This is a genomic window from Fusicatenibacter sp., assembly GCF_050872605.1.
Taxonomy (GTDB): Bacteria; Bacillota; Clostridia; order Lachnospirales; family Lachnospiraceae; genus Fusicatenibacter.
Genome location: NZ_JBNMHD010000025.1, coordinates 1 through 18,538, shown reverse-complemented (window position 1 = coordinate 18,538; position 18,538 = coordinate 1). Strand labels below are relative to the sequence as shown.

The window sequence follows — 18,538 nt, the reverse complement described above, 5'->3', positions numbered from 1 at the left end:
CTTTTCTTACAAATACCAGTATATTCTACTTTTTCGTAAAAACACATAAACTGTATTTGCGAAAACATGTACAAAATGTTATAATTTAGGTCAGCAACTTGTTTGCTTCCTGTTTTTATTTCTTATTTTTCTAATTTCTCACAAATTTCAGCTTTGATTTTATGCAACTTAACAAGGAGGTACATAAATTGTATATTAATTCTGGCTACTGGCATCAGACACGGCTGGATTTCAAGGATAAAAAGCATCCTCTTTTTATCGGAAGTTGCGGCACTTACCGCCTGTATACAGTAAAAAGACTTCCGACGCACCGTCCGCGCGGACGACTGGACTATCAGCTTCTTTACGTTGCTTCCGGTAAAGCGCATTTCTATTTTTCCGGCGAGGAAAAGATCATTTCTGCCGGAAATATGGTTCTGTACCGTCCCAAAGAGGAACAGCGCTATTACTATTACGCGGCAGAACAGCCCGAAATCTACTGGGTGCATTTTACCGGAAACAATGTCAAAAATATTCTGCGCAAATACGGGATTACAGACGATACCCGCATGATTTATTCCGGCGTCTCAATGGAATACAAACGACTCTATCTCTCCATGATCCAGGAACTTCAGATGAAGCGCGAAGATTATGAGGAACTGCTTGTGCATTATTTTATGCAACTTCTGATTTCCATCCACCGCCAGATTCTTGTAAAACCACGCAAAAAGAATCTGATGCTGATGGACGAGATGGACCGTGCCGTCGACTATTTCCGCGAGCACTACAACGAAGCCATCAGCATCGAAACATATGCTGCAGACCATAACATTAGCGTTGGATGGTTTATCCAGAACTTCAAGCAGTATACGCAGACAACACCGGCGCAGTATATCCAGTCTCTGCGCATCACGAATGCAAAATTGCTTCTGGAAACTACGAATTATAATGTATCCGAGATTTCAAATCTCGTCGACTATGAAAATCCGTTGTATTTCAGCCGGTTCTTCAAAAAGCAATGCGGTATGTCGCCGGTTCAGTTCCGAAAACAGCTTCTTGCTGCGGATGCGAAAAACAGCGATACAACTTGATTGTATTATTTCGTATCGAAAAAATGTGTTTGAAAGACAGCTTACAGCTGGACTTTTCAAACACATTTTTTTGATCTTCTTTTATTTTCTCTTCTTCTGCATTGCCCGGAAATGATAAAATGCCCCGATCATACCTGCATCGTTCTTATATTCTGCCATGCAGATCTTCGTATTTTTCCACACCTGTGGAATCAAATACTGCATCAGAGCCTTTTCCAGCCGCGGCCGGACGTACGATTCCTGTTCCATGATACCGCCTCCGAGAATCACCGTCTCCGGGTTTGCCACATAACAGATATTGGCAATTCCAAGTGCCAGAATGTCGATCAGCCGGTCGATTTCTTCCGTACAGATCCGATCGCCTTCTCCGGCGTATTGATATTTCCCTCGGCGATCACTTTATGTTTTACACCTGCAAGGATCTTCCGCAGAATCTCGAAATCGTTTTCCTCAATGCGGTCGTTTTCACTCTGCTCCGTATAGCCGACCAGCGTCGTGCCGATAAAATCAAAACCGAGTTCATCCGCATGCAGTGCCTCCTCGACTGTCGAGCAGTCTGCCATCCAGAGCTGTGATGGATACTTTTCTTTCATCTCACGGAAAAAGACATCGAGACTCTTTCCGCCCGGCCGTGCCGTACCTGTCGCATCCATCGCGATGATTTCCGTTTCCAAGCCGAAGAAAAGCTCCCTCGCTGTTCCGCAGATTTTTCTTTTCCGCCTCCGGCGCAAGATCCGTTACAATCTCTCCAAGACTGAAATAGTTCATGATGTTCTCCTCTTAAAAAATGCCCCTTTTCAAGTAAACATATCTGATTCTGCATCTGATTTTTATTTACTCAAAAAGGGGCATCGCGGAAGTGTGCATTACTCGTTTATCTCAGATCTTCATCTGGTGTGTTTTTGTTACTCTGCTTTGGCAGCCTTCCATGCATCGTACTGGGTCTGTGCCTCTTTCAGGACATCCTGATATCCGGCCTCATCCAAGGCGCTCTGGTACTCGTCAATCACGGACGCAACATCTGCAGATGCATATCCGCCGTTCTCCAGCACAAAACCATACTGTTCGAAAACGTTTACGCATGCACTGTACTGTGCTTCTACGTTAGATTTGTCAAAGCGGAAACCTGCTGCGCAGGAAGTTTCTGCCTCGTTGTTCATCTTCTCATACATTTCTACCTTGTTATCCGGCTCATTCTCAAGCAGAGTCAGCGGGATGACAGAGCAGGATTCCCATGCGCTGTGAGAATAAGCCTCAGAATCCTGAACAACTTTTCCTTCATCATTTAAGGTGTAGTCCTCACCCTCAATACCATAGGTATAAAGGTCTGCTAATTTCGTATCGGTGTACAAAAGTCCCAGGAAGTCGATGCATGCTTTCGCCTGATCTTCACTGGAGTTTGCAGTAATCGCATAGCAGGAGCCAAGTGTTGAAGTTGAATGCATATATTTCTTGGTAAGGCCCTCTACAATTGCCTCATCCTGTTTGTCACGTCCCTCAGAATTTTCCTCATCGTTTGGAACACAGGTCCACCAGTTCCAGCCCCAGTCCTGGGTCTGTGCCAGTGTGTCCGATGTTGTCTTTGTCACTTCATCTTCTGAAATATATCCTTTTTCTGCCCAATCACACATCAGAGTTGTAAATTCTTTATATTTTTCTGTCTGAATTGGATTGACAACTTCATCTGTCGCTCTGTCTACGCCCAGGAAAGAATAGCTGGCAAAGAAATCAAAATCATTCATATAAAGACGGGCGAACATCGCTGTTTTTCCTGTGGTGTATGGATATTTAATTCCATCATTCTTGCAGTCTTCCAGGAATGGCTCGATATCTTTCAGTGTTTTCACCTTAGAAAGATCCCATCCAAATTTGTCTACGAGTTCCTGACGGGTCTTCAGATCGTATCCCTCATATGCCTCTTTGTAAACCGGAATAAAGTAATCTTTTCCATCATACTGTGCTGCCGTCCAGATTCCTTCCGGCATGGAATCATAAAGCGTAGTTCCCGGAAGCAGATCCGTAATGTCATAGACTGCATTCTGTCTGTACAGATCATCCGTACCAATAGTGGACTGCCAGCTTGCGGTTGTAAGAAGATTGATTTCATTATTTGCCAGCGCCAGATTTGCCTTATCGTTAAACTCACCAGATGCAATATCGTGAAGTTCTACTTCTACATTAATCTTATCGCCGATATAAGCATTGATAGCATCCTGTACTTTCTGTACCTGTGCGCTATCCGGATTCGCCAGCATCCAGCTTGCACGATAGATGCTGATCTTTGTTTTGCCATCGGAAGTTTTCTCCGTATTGCCGCTTCCCGACGTGCCATTCGAAGACTCTCCCAATGTACTCTTGGCGTCAGTTGTTCCGGAATCACTTCCGCACGCTGCCAGAGAGCCTGCTGCCAGCGCGGATGCCAGCATCACTGCGAGGATTTTACTTGTTCTTTTCTTCATCTTTGTTACCCTCCTTGAGTAGTTTTGTATGTTCAGAACTTACGGTACCTTCACCGCAGTTCCGGATACCATTGTTCCATCACCCTTTGACAGATCCTACGGTCAGACCTTTGACAAAGTATTTCTGGAAGAACGGATACGCAATCATGATCGGTCCTATGACTACGATTACCGTTGCCATTGTTGCAGAATACTGCGGTACAGTTCCTCCGATAGCTGCCAACGCGACTGCCGGAATGTTTCTGGAGTTCAGCAGCACCTCGATGCTCTTCTGAATATTGACCAGCAGTAACTGCAACGGTTTCTTGGAATCACTCGTGATATAAAGCAGTGCATTCTGCCAGTCATTCCAGTATGCCGTTGCCATCATAAATCCAACGGCTGCAAGGGTTGGTTTCATCAGCGGAAGGGTGATCTGAAAGAAGGTTCGGTACTCTCCGGCTCCGTCGATCTTAGCCGCTTCCATCAGCTCTTCCGGGATGCTGTTTGCTATGTAGGTACGGATGATAATCACGTTCATGGTCGTAACACAGAGCGGAAAAATCAGCAGCCAGATGCTGTCTTTCATGTGGTAATACGAAGTATAAATAACGTAGCAGGAAAGCTGTCCTCCGTTAAACAGCATCGGGATCAACATGTAAACCGATAAAAATTTGCTCAGGCGAAAACCTTTTCGGCTGATGGAATAAGCAAACATACTCATGACAAACAGTCCAATAAACGTACCGCCTACGGTAATGAAAATGGTGACTCCGTACGATACTGCAAGCTGTTTTCCGTATTTTAATACGGCATTCATACCGGCTGTCGACCATTTTGCCGGGAAATAGCTGAAGCCGTTTGCTGCAATCGTTTTCTCATCTGTGAAGGCCGAGATAAAGACCAGAATGATCGGCAGCGCGCAGAACAGGGTATATAAAATCAGACCGCAAAGTAAAATAATCTGTCCGACTCCGGCTCTCTTGGATGCCGGAACATAATTGTGATTGTTTTTCTTACTCATAACTTTCCAATGCCTCCTGACTTAGAACAGTGCGTTTTCCGGTGCCATTTTACGAACCAGCCCATTCGCAAAGAGCATCATGAACAGTCCGACAACTGACTGGAAGAATGTGGTTGCTGCAGTAAATCCGAAGTTCGAATTCTTAAAGATCGAGTTCAAAACGTAGGAATCAATAACCTGTGTCGTTGAATACAGCACGCCGCTGTTTCTTGTTACCTGATAGAACAGACCTGTATCAGATCTCATGATATTGCCGACACTGAGGAGCAACATAACGGTAATCATCGGGAGAAGAGACGGAAGGGTAATGTGGCGGATCTGCTGCCATTTGTTCGCACCGTCGATCTCGGCAGCCTCATAAAGTGAGGTATCGATACCAGCGAGAACGGACATATAGAGAACGGAGCCGTAACCAACGCTGTTCCACATTTTTACAATCGTCAGGATCCACGGCCATGCCTTCGGCGTCGAGTAAAATCTTGTCGCAATGTTGAATGTGTTGTTCAGAATTCCGGTATCGGTGCTCAGATATGCGTAAACGATAAACTGAACCGCCGCATAAGAAATGAAAACCGGGATAATCATAACGGTCTGCATTGCCTTGCTGGCTTTTTTGAACACACACTGGTCAATTGCAATGGCAAGCACAACATTCAGAAAAGTTCCGAGAGCGGTAAAGATCACGTAATACATCAGAGTATTTTTTGTCATCGTGATGAAAGTCGATTTGGATGCAAGCAGGAATTTGAAGTTTTCAATTCCATTCCATGGACTTGTCCAGATTCCTTTGGAATAGTCGAATGACTTGAACGCCATCACCAGACCTGCCATGGGAATATAGCTGAAAAACAGCAGAATCAGAAACGCCGGAAGCGCCATGACCACATGCGCTCTATGTTTCCATGTGTTTTGGAGAAAATCTTTCATTTTCATACCTCCTTCTTCCTCTGTTCTTTTTTGCGGCAGAGGTTCCGCATCATGTTTATCCCGCTTCTGTCAGTTTCTTTACCGACCGTCCGGGATAAATTTTTCCTTCCACAAGAAGATGCTCCACCAGGCATATTTTCGGCTGTTCAATCTCTTCGATCAGTTTTTCTGCCAGTCGTCTTCCGAGCAGTTCGGAATCCTGCTTTAACGTTGCAAGCGCAGGTTCCAGATACTTTCCGATCTCGATACCATCGTATCCGATGGTCGAGATATCCTCCGGCACTCTTTTCCCCGCCAGTGTAATGGCATTGAATCCGCCGATGTAGGCGAAATCATCCGGAAACAGAATGCAGGTCGGACAGATTCTGCACTTCAGAAGCGCTTCGGTCTCCAGATACGTTTTCGTCGTATCGCGGTATGCCGCCTCCCGCACATATTCCGGCGGAACTTCAATCCCAAGCTCTTTGCATGCCCGGTAAAACGAGGAAACGCGGCTTTTTGTCTCCGCTGATTCTTCTCCGTGGATGTATGCAATTCTTCTGTGCCCCATTTCAAAGGCATAACGGACAAGATCGGAAATTCCTTTTACAGTGTCTGACACAACTGCGCTTCTGTCGTTGAAAACATGATCAAAGGTCACGACCGGGAGATCGCTTTCCACCAGCTCCTGAATTTCCGGATCGTGGAAATCGGTACAGAGGACTGCCACACCGTCAAACCGGCGGTATTTGCAGTGCTCCAGATACGTCATCCTGTGATCCCAGGCGCAAAGATTTCCGTTTTTGCTGACAAAGGTGATGTCATACCCTTTTTCTTCCGCGCAGCACTTCAGGCTGTTCAAAACGGTTGCATAATGGTCGTGTGTCAGATCATTTCCTGATTTTCCCGAAAAAAGGACCCCGATATTGTAAGTTCTGTTCGTCTTCAATACTTTCGATGCAAAATTGGGAACGTAGCCCATCCTTCTTGCCGTTTCCCGAACTCTCTCTTTCGTCTCCTCGCCGACGTCGTGATGGTTATTCAGCGCTTTGCTGACCGTCGCCACAGAAACACCGCATGCGGCCGAGACGTCCTTGATTGATACCATAGATCCCAATCCTTTCCGGTTTTACTTAAACCTTTTCGTTTCCTGCCCTTCTTCCTTTCCTCCTTCCCGCTCGTTCGATTACTTGTGATTATAGACAAGAATCTGAACAAATTACATAAACAGAATTTTGGAAAACATGCACAAAATATTGTATTTTCCCAAATTTTTTTCATCTTTTGTATTTTCTTTTATATTAATACTGCATTTTTACTAATTTCGTTCCTTTATTTTTGTGCATTTTTTCTTTTTGTTTGCAAAAAAAGACGACCACACATTACTTTTGCAAGTTCTCATGTGTGATCGTCCAGCTAAAACCTTTTCGTTTATCTATCTGTATGAACCATCAGTTCTTTATTTGCCTTCTCTACGTTCATCCGCGACATCAGAATCGTGATCACGATGCAGAGCACGGCAGGAATCCATAAATACATCATATGAAGCATATTCAGGCAGGAATCCGGCTGAACCGTCAGTTCCTTGTCAAAACGGCTGAATTCCAGCAGCCATCCGGTGATTGCTGTTCCCAGTCCGCCGCCCAGTTTTACACCAAGGGATGTACAGGAATACATCGTTCCGTCTACTCTTTTGTGCTTCGTTAAATACGTATACTCCGAGCAGTTCGCAATCACCGCATTCATATCGCCCTGCCACGGACCCATGCCGAATGCTGCAACTGCCGTGAACAGCAGCATCAGCGGAACACTTCCATAATACGCTGCCGGAATTACCAGAATTCTTCCCAGCGTTCCAATGACATATCCGGTAAGGTTCAGCTTGTACAGTCCTCCCCAGCGCGTCACAAGCTGCGGTGTGACAAGCAGAGCCGCAATCAGCGGAATATTGATCGCCCATGAAAACACAGGAAACAGATTTTCATTGTTCAGCACATACATCATGTAATAGATTCCCATACTGAGCATTGCGGAATAAATCTGCTGCAAAATATAGGTTACGCAGATCATCAGATAATACTTGTTGGAAAAGAGGAGTCCTGCCGCCTCTGCCATACTGTATTTTTCTTCTTTTTCTGCTTTGGTTCCTTCTTCCTCCGGAAGCTCTTTCACCGATAAAACAGATATTGTGTTGACAACAAGTCCGATTACCGCATATACAATTGCCACAGCCCGCCATCCTGCTGCTCCGCCGCCCATCATTGAAACAAATTTAATGGTAATCGACTGGATCAGTAAGCTCGTTGAAAACGCAAAAATAAAGCGATAGGAACCCATCTCCACTCTTTCTTTGCTGTTTCTCGTAATCAATGCCGTCAGCGCTGAATAGGCAATATTATTTGCCGTATAGAACACAGCATTCAGCAGCGAATAGGCAATAAAAAACCAGATATACTGTGCCGTCTCGCCGATATTCTCCGGAATTGCAAAAATAGCCACCAGCGTTACGGCACACCCAATGTAACCATACAGCATCCACGGCCTTGCCTTTCCCATTTTCGTTTTGGTCTTGTCAATCATTGCTCCGAAGAACACATCCGTTACGCCGTCAAACAGTTTTGAAACGGCAATCAGTGTTCCTACGATACCGGATTTCAGTCCGACGGTATTCGTCAGATAAATCAATACAAACGTTGACAGAAATGCATACACCACATTTCCGGCAATATCACCGGATCCATAGCCCACTTTGTTGTACCACTTTAAATATCGTTTTTCTTCCATTTCCCTTCTCCTGTGACTATTGTCTTTTTGCTGCACAAAAAAAGAAATACCAGATTCCATCCTGCTATTCCTTCTTTCACACCAGTTCCTGTTCTTATTATAGCCACAGATTTCCGGAAAATATATATCCTGCATTTTCCAAAACATGCACAAAATGTTACACTTCCAGAAAATGGCCTGCTCCGAAGTCATTGCAGACCTGCTTCAGTGCATCCACATTGTTGCAGAAATTGTCGCGTTTCATCTCATTTTTCTGCTCCGTCAGTGTCCCTGAATACGATATGGCTGTCCACAGCATCACCACAATCAATACCACATTGCACACAATCAGCGCTTTCTTTCCCCCAAGCGAATGACGCATCTTCTTTTTCCATAACGAAAAGATCCCGGTTTCCCGGGATCTTTCTTAGCAAGCTGATGACGGGAATCGAACCCGTGACCTCCGCCTTACCAAGGCGACGCTCTACCGACTGAGCCACATCAGCACTCGCAAGTTGTTTTGTTTTTGTTAGCTCCTTGCTACATTTGGTATTCTATCAAAACTATAGTGAATTGTCAACAGTTTTTTCTACAAATTTGAAAATTTTTATTTGTTCACAGATTTTCCTGCACTTTTTACAATTCACCGTAATTTTTTCGGCTGTTTTCCCATCTCACGAACAGACCTCCCGCACTTTACTGCGGATTCGCTGCAGTGCATTGTCGATTGCCTTCGGCTGCTTTCCAAGTTTTTCTGCAATCTGCGTATAATCGTACCCTTTCAGATACAATTCCAGCACCTGGTACTCAAATTTGCTGAGCCGTTCTTTGATCCGCTCATACATGCCGATTACGTTTTCCCGGCTGATCATGATCTCCTCCGGTGTCTCCTCGTCCACCAGGCGCAGCTCCTGCTCGGAAACCGGTTCGCTTAACGAGACGAAGCTGTTCAGCGGCTGATGCTTCTGGCGCTGGGACGATGCCACTGCCGAATACATCTGGCGGTCGATGCACAGGCCGGCGAAGGTGGCAAACGATGCCTCCTTCCCCGGTTTGTAGTCACGCACTGCCTTAAAAAGTCCGAGCATGCCCTCCTGGATCAGATCCTCGTGATCTCCGCCCACCAGGTACAGCGCCCTCGCCCTGGTCCGCACCAGCGATTTGTATTTGTCGATCAGATAATCGGTAATCTCGCGTTCTCCTGCCCGCAGACGCGCAATCAGCTCCTCATCCGTACAGGTATCGTAATCTTTCACCATCATATCTCTTGTATCCTTCATCTTTCTTCCGCCGGAGCGTAATTTAATTTCCTGTAATTTCTAGCAGCTTCTCTGTCTTACAATCTCATAAGCGAGCACGCCTGCTGCCACGGAAGCGTTCAGGGAGTCGATATCGCCTTTCATCGGAATTGTGGCTGTGAAGTCGCAGTTTTCTCTCACCAGACGGCTGACACCCTCTCCCTCATTTCCGATTACAAGGCCGATCGGTCCTTTGAGGTCGAGATCATACATTCTCTGTCCGTTCATGTCCGCGCAGACAAACCAGATGCCCTTTTCCTTCAGCATTTCCATGGTCTGCACCAGATTCGTCACCTTTGCCACCGGTGTGTAATTTAATGCACCTGCCGACGTTTTGGCAACGGTTGCTGTCAGGCCGACTGCGCGGTGCTTCGGCACGATGACACCATGTGCGCCTGCCAGGTTTGCGGTACGGATGATCGCACCGAGGTTATGCGGATCCTCAATGCCGTCCAGCAGAAGGATAAATGGCGGCTCCCCTTTCTCCTCTGCGCGCGCGAGGATGTCCTCAACGGCTGCATAACTGTAGGAAGCCACCTGTGCAATGACACCCTGATGCTTTCCGGTGGTGGACAGCTCGTCAAGACGTTCTTTTTCTACATAATTGATGATGGTATCGTGTTTTTTCGCCTCGCGGATGATCGTACGGATCGGGCCGTCCTGGCTGCTCGCAAGGACGAACAGCTTGTCCACGGTCTTGCCGGAGCGGAACGCCTCGATGACAGCGTTTCTTCCCTCTACCATGCCGCCTGTAAACTCCTCATCCGCCTGCTGTACTTCCTGTTTTCTGTCTCTGTCACGGTAATCTCGTTTCCCCTTAAAGTCACGTTTTTTTCCGTCTCTTCTCTCAAAGTTTTTCTTGTCGTTTCTGTTGTTTTCTCTCATATCATTCCTGTTCCGCGGCCCCAAAAGCAGTGGGAACTTTTGCTTTTTCAAAAGCCCCACTGCCCTGCCGCTTTTTTTATTTTCTGAATCTTATCTGCTCTCACACTTCGCCAAGTCCTGCCCGGATCAGGTCGATCATCCGCTTGTAATCCCCTTTCAGGTACAGATACCCCATCACGGCCTCAAACCCGGTTGCCCGGCGGTAGTCGATCGTGGACGCATTTTTTGCCTTGGTATAGGATTTCGCATTTCTGCCTCTTTTATAAATCTGTTTTTCCTCTTCGGTAAACAGCGGCTCCAGAATTTCAATCATCGCCGACTGTTTCTCCGCCTTTACAAGCCCTGCCGCATGGCGGTGCAGCTTGTTGACCTGCATATTTGCTTTCCGCACCAGAATCGTGCGGATGACGATCTCATACGCAGCATCCCCGATATAGGCCAGCGTAAGCGGTGAATACGTGCGGATATCATGCGGTTCCAGTCCAAACAGCTCCGAAAGATAATCCTTCTCCCCGAAAATCGCCTCCGGGAAAAGTTCTCTTTTTTCTGTTTCTGTTTTTTCTATTTCTGTATTGCTCTGTTCCGTCACCTGTCTTTATGTCCTTTCTTTTTTCCTCATCTGACGCAGCTCGCCCTCCAGCTCGAGCACACGGTTCGTAAGTTCCGTATTCTCCTGCTGCAGCACCTTGATATCCTCGAAAATCGGATCCGGCAGATGGATGTGATCCATACTGTTTCTCGGAATCCGCACATCATTCTGCTTTACAATGTGCCCCGGCACGCCGACAACCGTACAGTTCGGCGGAACCTCCTCAATCACAACCGATCCGGCTCCGATTTTGGAATTTTCCCCGATCGTAAACGATCCGATGATCTTCGCACCGGCGCTGACCATAACATTGTCCTTCAGCGTCGGATGACGTTTTCCGGTCTCCTTGCCATTACCGCCGAGCGTCACGCCCTGATACAGCGTCACGTTGTCTCCGATGACGGTCGTCTCTCCAATGATAACGCCTGCTCCATGGTCGATAAACAGTCCCTTTCCGATCGTCGCACCCGGATGGATTTCGATACCGGTTTTTCTCGCTGCCCGCTGTGAAATCCATCTGGCCAGAAAGTAATGGCCTTTCAGATATAGCTTGTGCGCCCGTCTGTACTTCAGCATAACACGAAATGAGGGATACAGCAAGACTTCCATGGGAGAATGTATCGCCGGATCCTCCTGAATCACCTGAAATTCCTCTTTAAAATACGCGAAAAAACTCATCTTTCCTCTCCTTGCCTCCTGCCGGGACTTTTCCGGATTTTTTATTTCTTACCACCTTTTTTGCCCGAAGGGCAATATTCAAAAACGGAGCTGTTTCATCTCCGATAAAGACGAAATAGCTCCGTGGTTCCACTTTACTTTAAGGGCATGCATACCCTCTTCTTTTCTTCTGCATAACGTGCAGGACCCGTGCCGGACTACCCACTTTTTCCGCTTCACCCGGTCAGCTTCCGGACGCACTTCAAAAACCCTCATTTCAGGCAGCTTCCAGCCCCATTTGTCTGCCATTCTCTGTGAAACAATTCTGATTTTCTACTTTTTCCGTTCCAAGCCTTTTTCTGTTTCTGTTTGTTCTAGTTTATGCAAATTTTTCCCGTTTGTCAAGCAAATTTCCGCCGGATCCACTTGCTGATTTCGACCGCCGGAATGACAAGCAGTCCAAGGCCGATCGCCACATCATATTCCAACGCGCTGATCCGCTCAAAACCGAACGCACTCGACAGTGCCGGGATGTAAATGACGGCGGATGTGAGGACAAATGAGAGTGCCATCGCGCCCCACAGATACTTGTTCTGATGCTTCATATGGAAAATAGAACCCTTCCGTGATCTCATATTGAAGGAATGGAAAATTTCCACCATAGAGAGTGTCAGAAACGCCATCGACATGCCGTCCGGGCTGTTGACGATTTCCCAGCGGCCGGCTTCCAGATAGTGGCCGATGAAGTAGGACGCCAGCGTCAGCACCGTAATCACGATGCCCTGAAACGCAACATCAAAGCCGAGACCGTCCGCGAAAATACCGTCATCCGCATTTCTCGGCGGGCGTTTCATGATGTCTGCCTCACCGTCCTCCATACCGAGCGCCAGCGCCGGGAAGCAGTCCGTAATCAGGTTGATCCAGAGCAGATGCACCGGATTTAAAATCGTAAAGCCCATCAGCGTCGCGCAGAAAATCGACAGCACCTCAGCAAGGTTCGATGCCAGAAGGAACTGAATTGCCTTGCGGATATTATCGTAGATTCGTCTTCCTTCCTCAACCGCTGCGATGATCGTCGCAAAGTTGTCGTCCGCGAGCACCATATCTGCCACGTTTTTCGTCACATCCGTTCCCGTGATGCCCATTCCGATGCCGATATCCGCACGCTTGATCGACGGCGCATCGTTGACTCCGTCTCCTGTCATCGCGGTGATTCTGCCTTTCCGCTTCCACGCATCGACGATCCGCACTTTATGCTCCGGCTGGACGCGTGCGTAAACAGCATATTCCTCGATTCTCCGGTCAAGCTCTTCATCGCTTAACTGGTCAATCTCGGCTCCCGTTACCGCTTTCCGGCCCGCCTCCAGAATACCAAGCTCTTTTGCAATAGCAACCGCTGTGTCTTTGTGGTCACCCGTAATCATCACTGGACGGATGCCTGCCCCGCGGCATTCCCGGATCGCATCGACTACTTCCGGCCGCACCGGATCAATCATACCGCAAAGTCCTAAAAAGCAGAGATCCTGCTCCAGAAATTCCGGCTCCTGGGAGGACGGCATCTGGTTCCACGCTCTTCCTGCTGCCGCCAGCACGCGGAGTGCCTGATCTGCCATCGCCTTGTTCTGCGACAGGATTTCCTGCCGGAATGCTTCTGTCATCGGCTGTTTTCTGCCGTCACGCCAAACGGAGGTACACCGCTTCAGAATCTCATCCGGTGCGCCTTTTGTGCAGGAAAAATACGTTCCGTCGGCTGCGCGGTGGATCGTTGTCATGCGTTTCCGCATCGAATCAAACGGCGCTTCCCCGACACGCGGATACTGAACGGACAGGCTCTTCTTCGGGCATCCCTCTTTCTGCGCATCGTTGACCAGCGCACATTCCGTCGGTTCTCCGACTGCCTCGCCGTTTTCGTCCGGCTCCGCATCGGAGCAGAGTGCCATAACGGATACGAGACGTTTTACATCGCTTCCCTCATGTTTTACCACGGTCATCTTATTCTGGGTCAGCGTTCCTGTCTTATCCGAGCAGATCACCTGCGTACAGCCGAGCGTCTCGACAGCCGTCAGTTTCCGGATCACCGCATTCCGCTTTGACATTTTGGTCACACCGATGGAAAGCACGATTGTGACAACTGCTGCAAGTCCTTCCGGAATTGCCGCTACGGCAAGGCTGACGGCTACCATAAAGGTATTTAAGATGTTCTGCGGCGTCACGCCCTCTTTTAAAATACCGACAATGAAAATCACGGCACAGATGGCGAGCACCATCACGCTTAAGATTTTGCTGAGCTGGTTCAGCCGCTTCTGCAGCGGTGTGCTCTCATCCGCCGACTGCGTCAGAACATGGGCGATTTTTCCCATCTCGGTTTTCATACCCGTTCCGGTGATAACAGCGCGGCCGCGGCCATAGACAACGGTGCTTCCCATATAGACCATGTTTTTCCGGTCCCCGAGCGGAACCTCGCTGGCTGCGCCGGCGTTCAGAACATCCGCTGTTTTATTGACCGGGACAGATTCTCCGGTCAGCGCTGCTTCCTCGATTTTCATGCTGGCGCTCTCTAAAATACGGCCATCCGCCGGAACAGCATCGCCCGCTTCGAGAATTACAATATCACCGGGTACGAGCTCCTCGCTTTTTTTCACTTCCATTTTCCCGCCGCGCATCACCTTCGACGTGGCTGCCGCGATCTCCTGCAGAGCTTCAATCGCTTTCTCTGCCTTGCTCTCCTGCAGAACACCGAGCACCGCATTAATGATGACAACGGTGAGAATAATGATCACATCCGCGTACGATTCGCCTTCATACGCCGATGTGATGCCGGAAATCAGCGCTGCGGCGAGCAGGATCAGGATCATCGGATCTTTCAGCTCCTCGAAAAACCGCTGCAGATTGCTCTTCTTTTTTCCCGCCGCCAGCCGGTTCGGTCCGTGTTCGGAAAGCCGCCGCGCAGCTTCCGCCTGGGAAAGTCCCTGCTCCGTTGTCTGTAACTCATCCAGAATCTTCGAACTTTTTTCCAGATACTCTTTCATTTCCATCCGTCCTTTCTTCCGAAAACGCTTTTTTTGCGTTCCTGTGATAAGTTCCCACTGGTACACCGGTCTCTTTCTATATAGAAAAAGACCTATCCGCACCATATTTGTTGATACAGATAAGTCTTGTCATTTCATACAAAGCCAGAAGAAATGCTTTTTCTTCGGTTGTTGGCCTTATAGCGTCACGTATGCCGCCGACTACTCCCTTATTCTTCTTCCAGTCTACCACATCTTCCGGCCTTGTGCAATCGCATTTCTCTTTTATTCTTCTGCGTTCTTTGCGCATCCCGGGCAGCCGCTGCATCCGCCCGCGATCCGGTCGTCCGGCATCAGGTCGAGTGCCTTGGAAATGCAGCAGATCGCCTGTGCGGAAATTCCCTCTTTCTTTCCGGTAAAGCCAAGTCCTTCCTCGGTCGTTGCCTTGATATTGACCTGATCCTCTTCGAGATGAAGCGCCTCCGCCACATTTTTCACCATCGTGTCGATGTATGGCAGGAGCTTCGGCTTCTGTGCAATAACGGTTGCATCGATATTTTCAATCAGATACATCCGCTCCTCGAGCATCTCACCCACTTTTTTCAGCAGTTCGATGCTGTCTGCGCCCTCATACGCCGGATCGTTGTCCGGAAAATGGCGTCCGATGTCCCGCAGTGCTGCAGCGCCGAGAAGCGCATCCATAATGGCATGGACCAGCACATCCGCATCGGAATGTCCCAGAAGGCCATATTCATACGGGATTTCCACACCGCCCAGAATCAGTTTCCGGTTTTCCACCAGTTTATGCACATCGTAACCCATTCCTACTCGCATTGTTCGTTCCTCCGCTTCGTTACTTTCTAGTTAAATCCATACAGCTTCTGCGCTACCTTGTAGGCATAGACTGCAATTTTCTGTCCCGGTTTTGATTTGCTGCTCATAACAGTTCCGAAAATGCCGTGGCGGATGCGGAAGTAATCGGCTGCATCCTCCTGTTTCAGGTATCTCCACAGATCGTTCTTTTTCTCGAGATTTTCTTCCGTTCCGGAGCGCATCATCATCACGGAAGAAACCGTCATAATAATGGTCAGATAGCTGATCATATATTTCCGCAGGTGCTTCGACAGCCCTTTCTTATCACCAAGGTAATCGATCATCAGCTTGTTGACACGGATCTGCTGGTCAATTCTGCCGATCATGACCTTCTCGTTAACCGACTGGTCGGCTCTTCCGATAAAGTAGCGGTAGAAATTGACATCGAGATAATACATCGTTTTGACGTACGGAAGCGGAATAAACGCAACCAGATTATCCACATAGAAGGTGTGCTCCGGAAGCTTCATACCGCACTCTCTTAAAAGAGAAGTCCGGTAAATCAGCGAATGCATCAGCAGATAATGTGTTTTGCCGAGAGACTTCGCCTCGTCCCATCCGAAAAAGCGGCCTTCCGGCAGCGATTTCGCATAGCGCATCACACGTTTTCTCTTGGCGCCCTCTTTTTCATACACATAGTTGCTGATCAGAAGGTCGAGTGTTTTCGGTCCGCGTACGACTTCTGCCAGAACATTTAAAATCTTCTGGTATGCCTCCGGATTTACCCAGTCATCACTGTCCACAACCTTAAAGTACAGACCCGTCGCATTTTCCACACCTGTGTTGACTGCTCCGCCGTGGCCCTTGTTTTCCTGATGAATCGCTTTTACAATCGTCGGATATTTTTCCTGATAGCGGTCTGCAATCTCTGCGGTTCCGTCCTTGGAACCATCGTCCACGATCAGAATTTCTACTTCTTCTCCGCCGGCCAGCAGCGAATCGATACATTTCTCCATATATGCTTCTGAATTATAGCATGGTACTGCAATTGATAAAATCTTCATCTTTTTTCTCCCTGCTCTTTTTTGCTCTTATGCCGTTTCAGGCACGTTCCAGATCTGTGTATTTTGCATATTCCGCAAACGCAGACGGAATGGCATATCTTTCTGCGGCGGTTTTCGCATCCGCAAAAATCAGGCCGGCTTTCTGTTCCCCTTCCTGCTCCACATCGTTTCCTGCAATTTTAATGGCATATCCTGTGATATGCCACTCGACATGGGAAAAAATGTGCTTGTACGGCGGCAATGCCTGAATATGAAGCGGCGTCACGCCGAATTTTTCTGCCTCTTCAAGTGCTTCCTGTTCGGAGAGCACGCCATCGAAGTTCGGGAACTCGTAAAGTCCCGCCAGAAGTCCTTTTTTCGGCCGTTTCCGCACTGCTGTGTGCGCACCGTCCAGAAATAACAAAACGGTTCTGTCTTCGATTCTGCGCGGCTTTGCGCTCTTTTTAAACGGATATTCCGTCCAGGTCTGATGCTGTCCTGCCAGACACTGGTCAAAAAGCGGACAGACCTCACATTTTGGTGCGCCGTTCGGCAGACAGACCATTGCGCCGAGATCCATCATCGCCTGATTGAAGGCTCCCGGATCTTCTGCTGGCATAATTTCGGTCAGCTCTGCTTCCACGCGGTTTTTCACGGACTGTTTTAAAATGTCCTCACCGTCCTCCCGGAGGCGTGCCATCACACGGAGCACATTTCCGTCCACCGCCGGCACCGGAATGCCAAACGCGATCGATGCAACGGCTCCCGCCGTGTAATTTCCGATTCCCGGAAGTCCTTTTAAGGCTTCGTAATCTGCCGGAAATACACCGTCATACACTTCCATAATTTTCTGTGCGGCCTTCTGCATATTCCGCACACGGTTATAGTAACCAAGGCCTTCCCAGAGCTTCAAAAGCTTTTCCTCGGGACAGACCGCAAGTGCTGCGACATTGGGCAGTTCACGCATAAACCTCTCATAAAACGGCTTGACCGCCTCCACCCTCGTCTGCTGGAGCATAATCTCGGAAACCCAGATTTCATACGGGTTCTTTTTTTCTCTCCACGGCAGCACTCTTTTATTTTCGCCATACCATTTCAGTAATGGCTTCGTAATTGTATCCTGCATAGTAATCTCCTGTTAATAGGCCATTCTTATTTTGCCACATTTTCCTCCAAAATGCAAAATAAACATTGCGCTCTCACGCGTTTTTGATTAAAATTAATAAATACTTTAAAAGAATAACCAAAACCCTTAAGATATGGAGGAAAAACTCTTGATCGACAGTATTATTTTTGATGTGGACGGCACCCTTTGGGACTCCACAGACGTTGTTGCCGACGCATGGAATCAGATTATGGAAAAAGAAACTGATATGACACCAAACCTCACCGGAGCCGTGTTAAAAGGCCTGTTCGGCCGCCTGCTCCCGGATATCGCCGCCGTCATTTTCCACGAATATCCAAAGGAGCGCCAGTTAGAACTGATCGAGGCATGCTGTGCCAAAGAGCATGAGGCACTTCTTGCGACACCGGCTCCTGTTTATCCGGGACTTACCGATGCACTTTCTATTCTTTCCAGACATTACCCGCTTTATATCGTAAGCAACTGCCAGGCGGGCTATATCGAAGTTTTTCTGGAAGCCACAGGCCTCGGTCACTATTTCAAAGGCCATCTCTGCCCTGGCGATACCGGAAAGGCAAAGGCAGACAACATCCGTACAATCATCGAACAGAACCATCTGCAGCACGCGGTCTATGTCGGCGATACCGACGGCGACCACAAGGCGACACGCGAGGCCGGAATCCCGTTTGTCCATGCCGCATACGGTTTTGGTCAGACCGAAAACCCGGACTACACCATCACTTCCCCGATGAATCTTGTCACACTGTTCGTACCGGAAGATTATAGCAAGACCCGAAAATAATGCAAAAAAGGCAGTGCTGCAGAGCGCGAATTGCAAGGAACAGATTTGAAGGCGTACCGGGGTACGACGAAAATCTGTGACGCAGTAATTCACGCTCTGCGGTGCTGAATTTTTTGCAT

At 48.1% G+C, this 18,538-nt stretch carries 17 protein-coding genes, 1 tRNA gene, 1 pseudogene and 1 other annotated feature; of the genes and pseudogenes, 2 read left to right on the top strand and 17 right to left on the bottom strand.

The genetic code is table 11. From position 1 onward, the window contains the following. Nucleotides 1–188 precede the first annotated feature (188 nt). Nucleotides 189–1,070, top strand: a complete 882-nt coding sequence (locus tag ACY2VT_RS08805) for an AraC family transcriptional regulator (protein WP_461879607.1) — start codon at nucleotides 189–191, stop codon at nucleotides 1,068–1,070. An 81-nt stretch (nucleotides 1,071–1,151) separates the two neighbouring features. Here ACY2VT_RS08805 and ACY2VT_RS08800 read toward each other — a convergent pair whose 3' ends face one another. The 17 genes and pseudogenes from ACY2VT_RS08800 to mutY all read right to left on the bottom strand — a co-directional run bounded on the left by ACY2VT_RS08800 (nucleotide 1,152) and on the right by mutY (nucleotide 17,620). Continuing rightward, nucleotides 1,152–1,388 carry an ROK family protein gene (locus ACY2VT_RS08800; protein ID WP_461879627.1) on the bottom strand — a complete coding sequence of 79 codons (237 nt, stop codon included), beginning with the start codon at nucleotides 1,386–1,388 and terminating at the stop codon, nucleotides 1,152–1,154. 41 nt (nucleotides 1,389–1,429) lie between these two features. Further along, nucleotides 1,430–1,744 (bottom strand): annotated as a pseudogene (locus tag ACY2VT_RS08795) (beta/alpha barrel domain-containing protein); the annotation flags it as partial. Between the two features lie 231 nt (nucleotides 1,745–1,975). Further along, nucleotides 1,976–3,529: an ABC transporter substrate-binding protein gene (locus tag ACY2VT_RS08790; protein WP_461879606.1), complete on the bottom strand. Its 1,554-nt coding sequence runs from the start codon at nucleotides 3,527–3,529 to the stop codon at nucleotides 1,976–1,978. 79 nt (nucleotides 3,530–3,608) lie between these two features. Then, nucleotides 3,609–4,532, bottom strand: coding sequence for a carbohydrate ABC transporter permease (locus ACY2VT_RS08785; RefSeq protein ID WP_461873936.1), 924 nt, complete (start codon nucleotides 4,530–4,532; stop codon nucleotides 3,609–3,611). Nucleotides 4,533–4,553: 21 nt separating this feature from the next. Beyond that, complete coding sequence (locus ACY2VT_RS08780; RefSeq protein WP_461873937.1) at nucleotides 4,554–5,459, bottom strand: ABC transporter permease; 906 nt, start codon at nucleotides 5,457–5,459, stop codon at nucleotides 4,554–4,556. 55 nt (nucleotides 5,460–5,514) lie between these two features. Then, nucleotides 5,515–6,546 (bottom strand): LacI family DNA-binding transcriptional regulator, encoded by a 1,032-nt coding sequence (locus ACY2VT_RS08775; RefSeq protein WP_461879605.1) that lies wholly within the window; start codon nucleotides 6,544–6,546, stop codon nucleotides 5,515–5,517. A 323-nt stretch (nucleotides 6,547–6,869) separates the two neighbouring features. Further along, the gene (locus ACY2VT_RS08770; RefSeq protein ID WP_461873939.1) at nucleotides 6,870–8,222 is read right to left on the bottom strand and encodes an MFS transporter; all 1,353 of its coding nucleotides are present in this window, start codon (nucleotides 8,220–8,222) and stop codon (nucleotides 6,870–6,872) included. A 157-nt stretch (nucleotides 8,223–8,379) separates the two neighbouring features. After that, complete coding sequence (locus tag ACY2VT_RS08765) at nucleotides 8,380–8,583, bottom strand: hypothetical protein (RefSeq protein WP_461873940.1); 204 nt, start codon at nucleotides 8,581–8,583, stop codon at nucleotides 8,380–8,382. Between the two features lie 51 nt (nucleotides 8,584–8,634). Then, nucleotides 8,635–8,707, bottom strand: a tRNA-Thr gene (locus ACY2VT_RS08760). A 168-nt stretch (nucleotides 8,708–8,875) separates the two neighbouring features. Next, nucleotides 8,876–9,481: an RNA polymerase sporulation sigma factor SigH gene (gene sigH / locus ACY2VT_RS08755; protein WP_238061801.1), complete on the bottom strand. Its 606-nt coding sequence runs from the start codon at nucleotides 9,479–9,481 to the stop codon at nucleotides 8,876–8,878. A 39-nt stretch (nucleotides 9,482–9,520) separates the two neighbouring features. Beyond that, nucleotides 9,521–10,243: a 23S rRNA (guanosine(2251)-2'-O)-methyltransferase RlmB gene (gene rlmB / locus ACY2VT_RS08750; RefSeq protein WP_461879626.1), complete on the bottom strand. Its 723-nt coding sequence runs from the start codon at nucleotides 10,241–10,243 to the stop codon at nucleotides 9,521–9,523. Nucleotides 10,244–10,484: 241 nt separating this feature from the next. After that, entirely contained in the window at nucleotides 10,485–10,904 is a 420-nt protein-coding gene (locus ACY2VT_RS08745) for a Mini-ribonuclease 3 (RefSeq protein WP_461873952.1), read from the bottom strand. Nucleotides 10,905–10,979: 75 nt separating this feature from the next. Continuing rightward, on the bottom strand, nucleotides 10,980–11,651 hold the full coding sequence (gene epsC, locus ACY2VT_RS08740; protein ID WP_461879604.1) for a serine O-acetyltransferase EpsC: 672 nt from the start codon (nucleotides 11,649–11,651) through the stop codon (nucleotides 10,980–10,982). Between the two features lie 103 nt (nucleotides 11,652–11,754). Continuing rightward, nucleotides 11,755–11,989 (bottom strand) — a binding site (T-box leader). A 42-nt stretch (nucleotides 11,990–12,031) separates the two neighbouring features. Continuing rightward, on the bottom strand, nucleotides 12,032–14,659 hold the full coding sequence (locus ACY2VT_RS08735; RefSeq protein WP_461879625.1) for a cation-translocating P-type ATPase: 2,628 nt from the start codon (nucleotides 14,657–14,659) through the stop codon (nucleotides 12,032–12,034). Nucleotides 14,660–14,923: 264 nt separating this feature from the next. Then, the gene (gene ispF, locus ACY2VT_RS08730) at nucleotides 14,924–15,472 is read right to left on the bottom strand and encodes a 2-C-methyl-D-erythritol 2,4-cyclodiphosphate synthase (protein ID WP_022463066.1); all 549 of its coding nucleotides are present in this window, start codon (nucleotides 15,470–15,472) and stop codon (nucleotides 14,924–14,926) included. Nucleotides 15,473–15,498: 26 nt separating this feature from the next. After that, nucleotides 15,499–16,515 carry a glycosyltransferase family 2 protein gene (locus ACY2VT_RS08725; protein WP_461873943.1) on the bottom strand — a complete coding sequence of 339 codons (1,017 nt, stop codon included), beginning with the start codon at nucleotides 16,513–16,515 and terminating at the stop codon, nucleotides 15,499–15,501. A 37-nt stretch (nucleotides 16,516–16,552) separates the two neighbouring features. Next, on the bottom strand, nucleotides 16,553–17,620 hold the full coding sequence (mutY, locus tag ACY2VT_RS08720) for an A/G-specific adenine glycosylase (protein ID WP_461879603.1): 1,068 nt from the start codon (nucleotides 17,618–17,620) through the stop codon (nucleotides 16,553–16,555). A 148-nt stretch (nucleotides 17,621–17,768) separates the two neighbouring features. Here mutY and ACY2VT_RS08715 point away from each other — a divergent pair, with 148 nt between their 5' ends. After that, a complete protein-coding gene (locus ACY2VT_RS08715) occupies nucleotides 17,769–18,419 on the top strand; it encodes an HAD family hydrolase (RefSeq protein ID WP_461879602.1) in 651 nt (216 codons plus the stop codon). The last annotated feature ends 119 nt before the right edge of the window (nucleotides 18,420–18,538 follow it).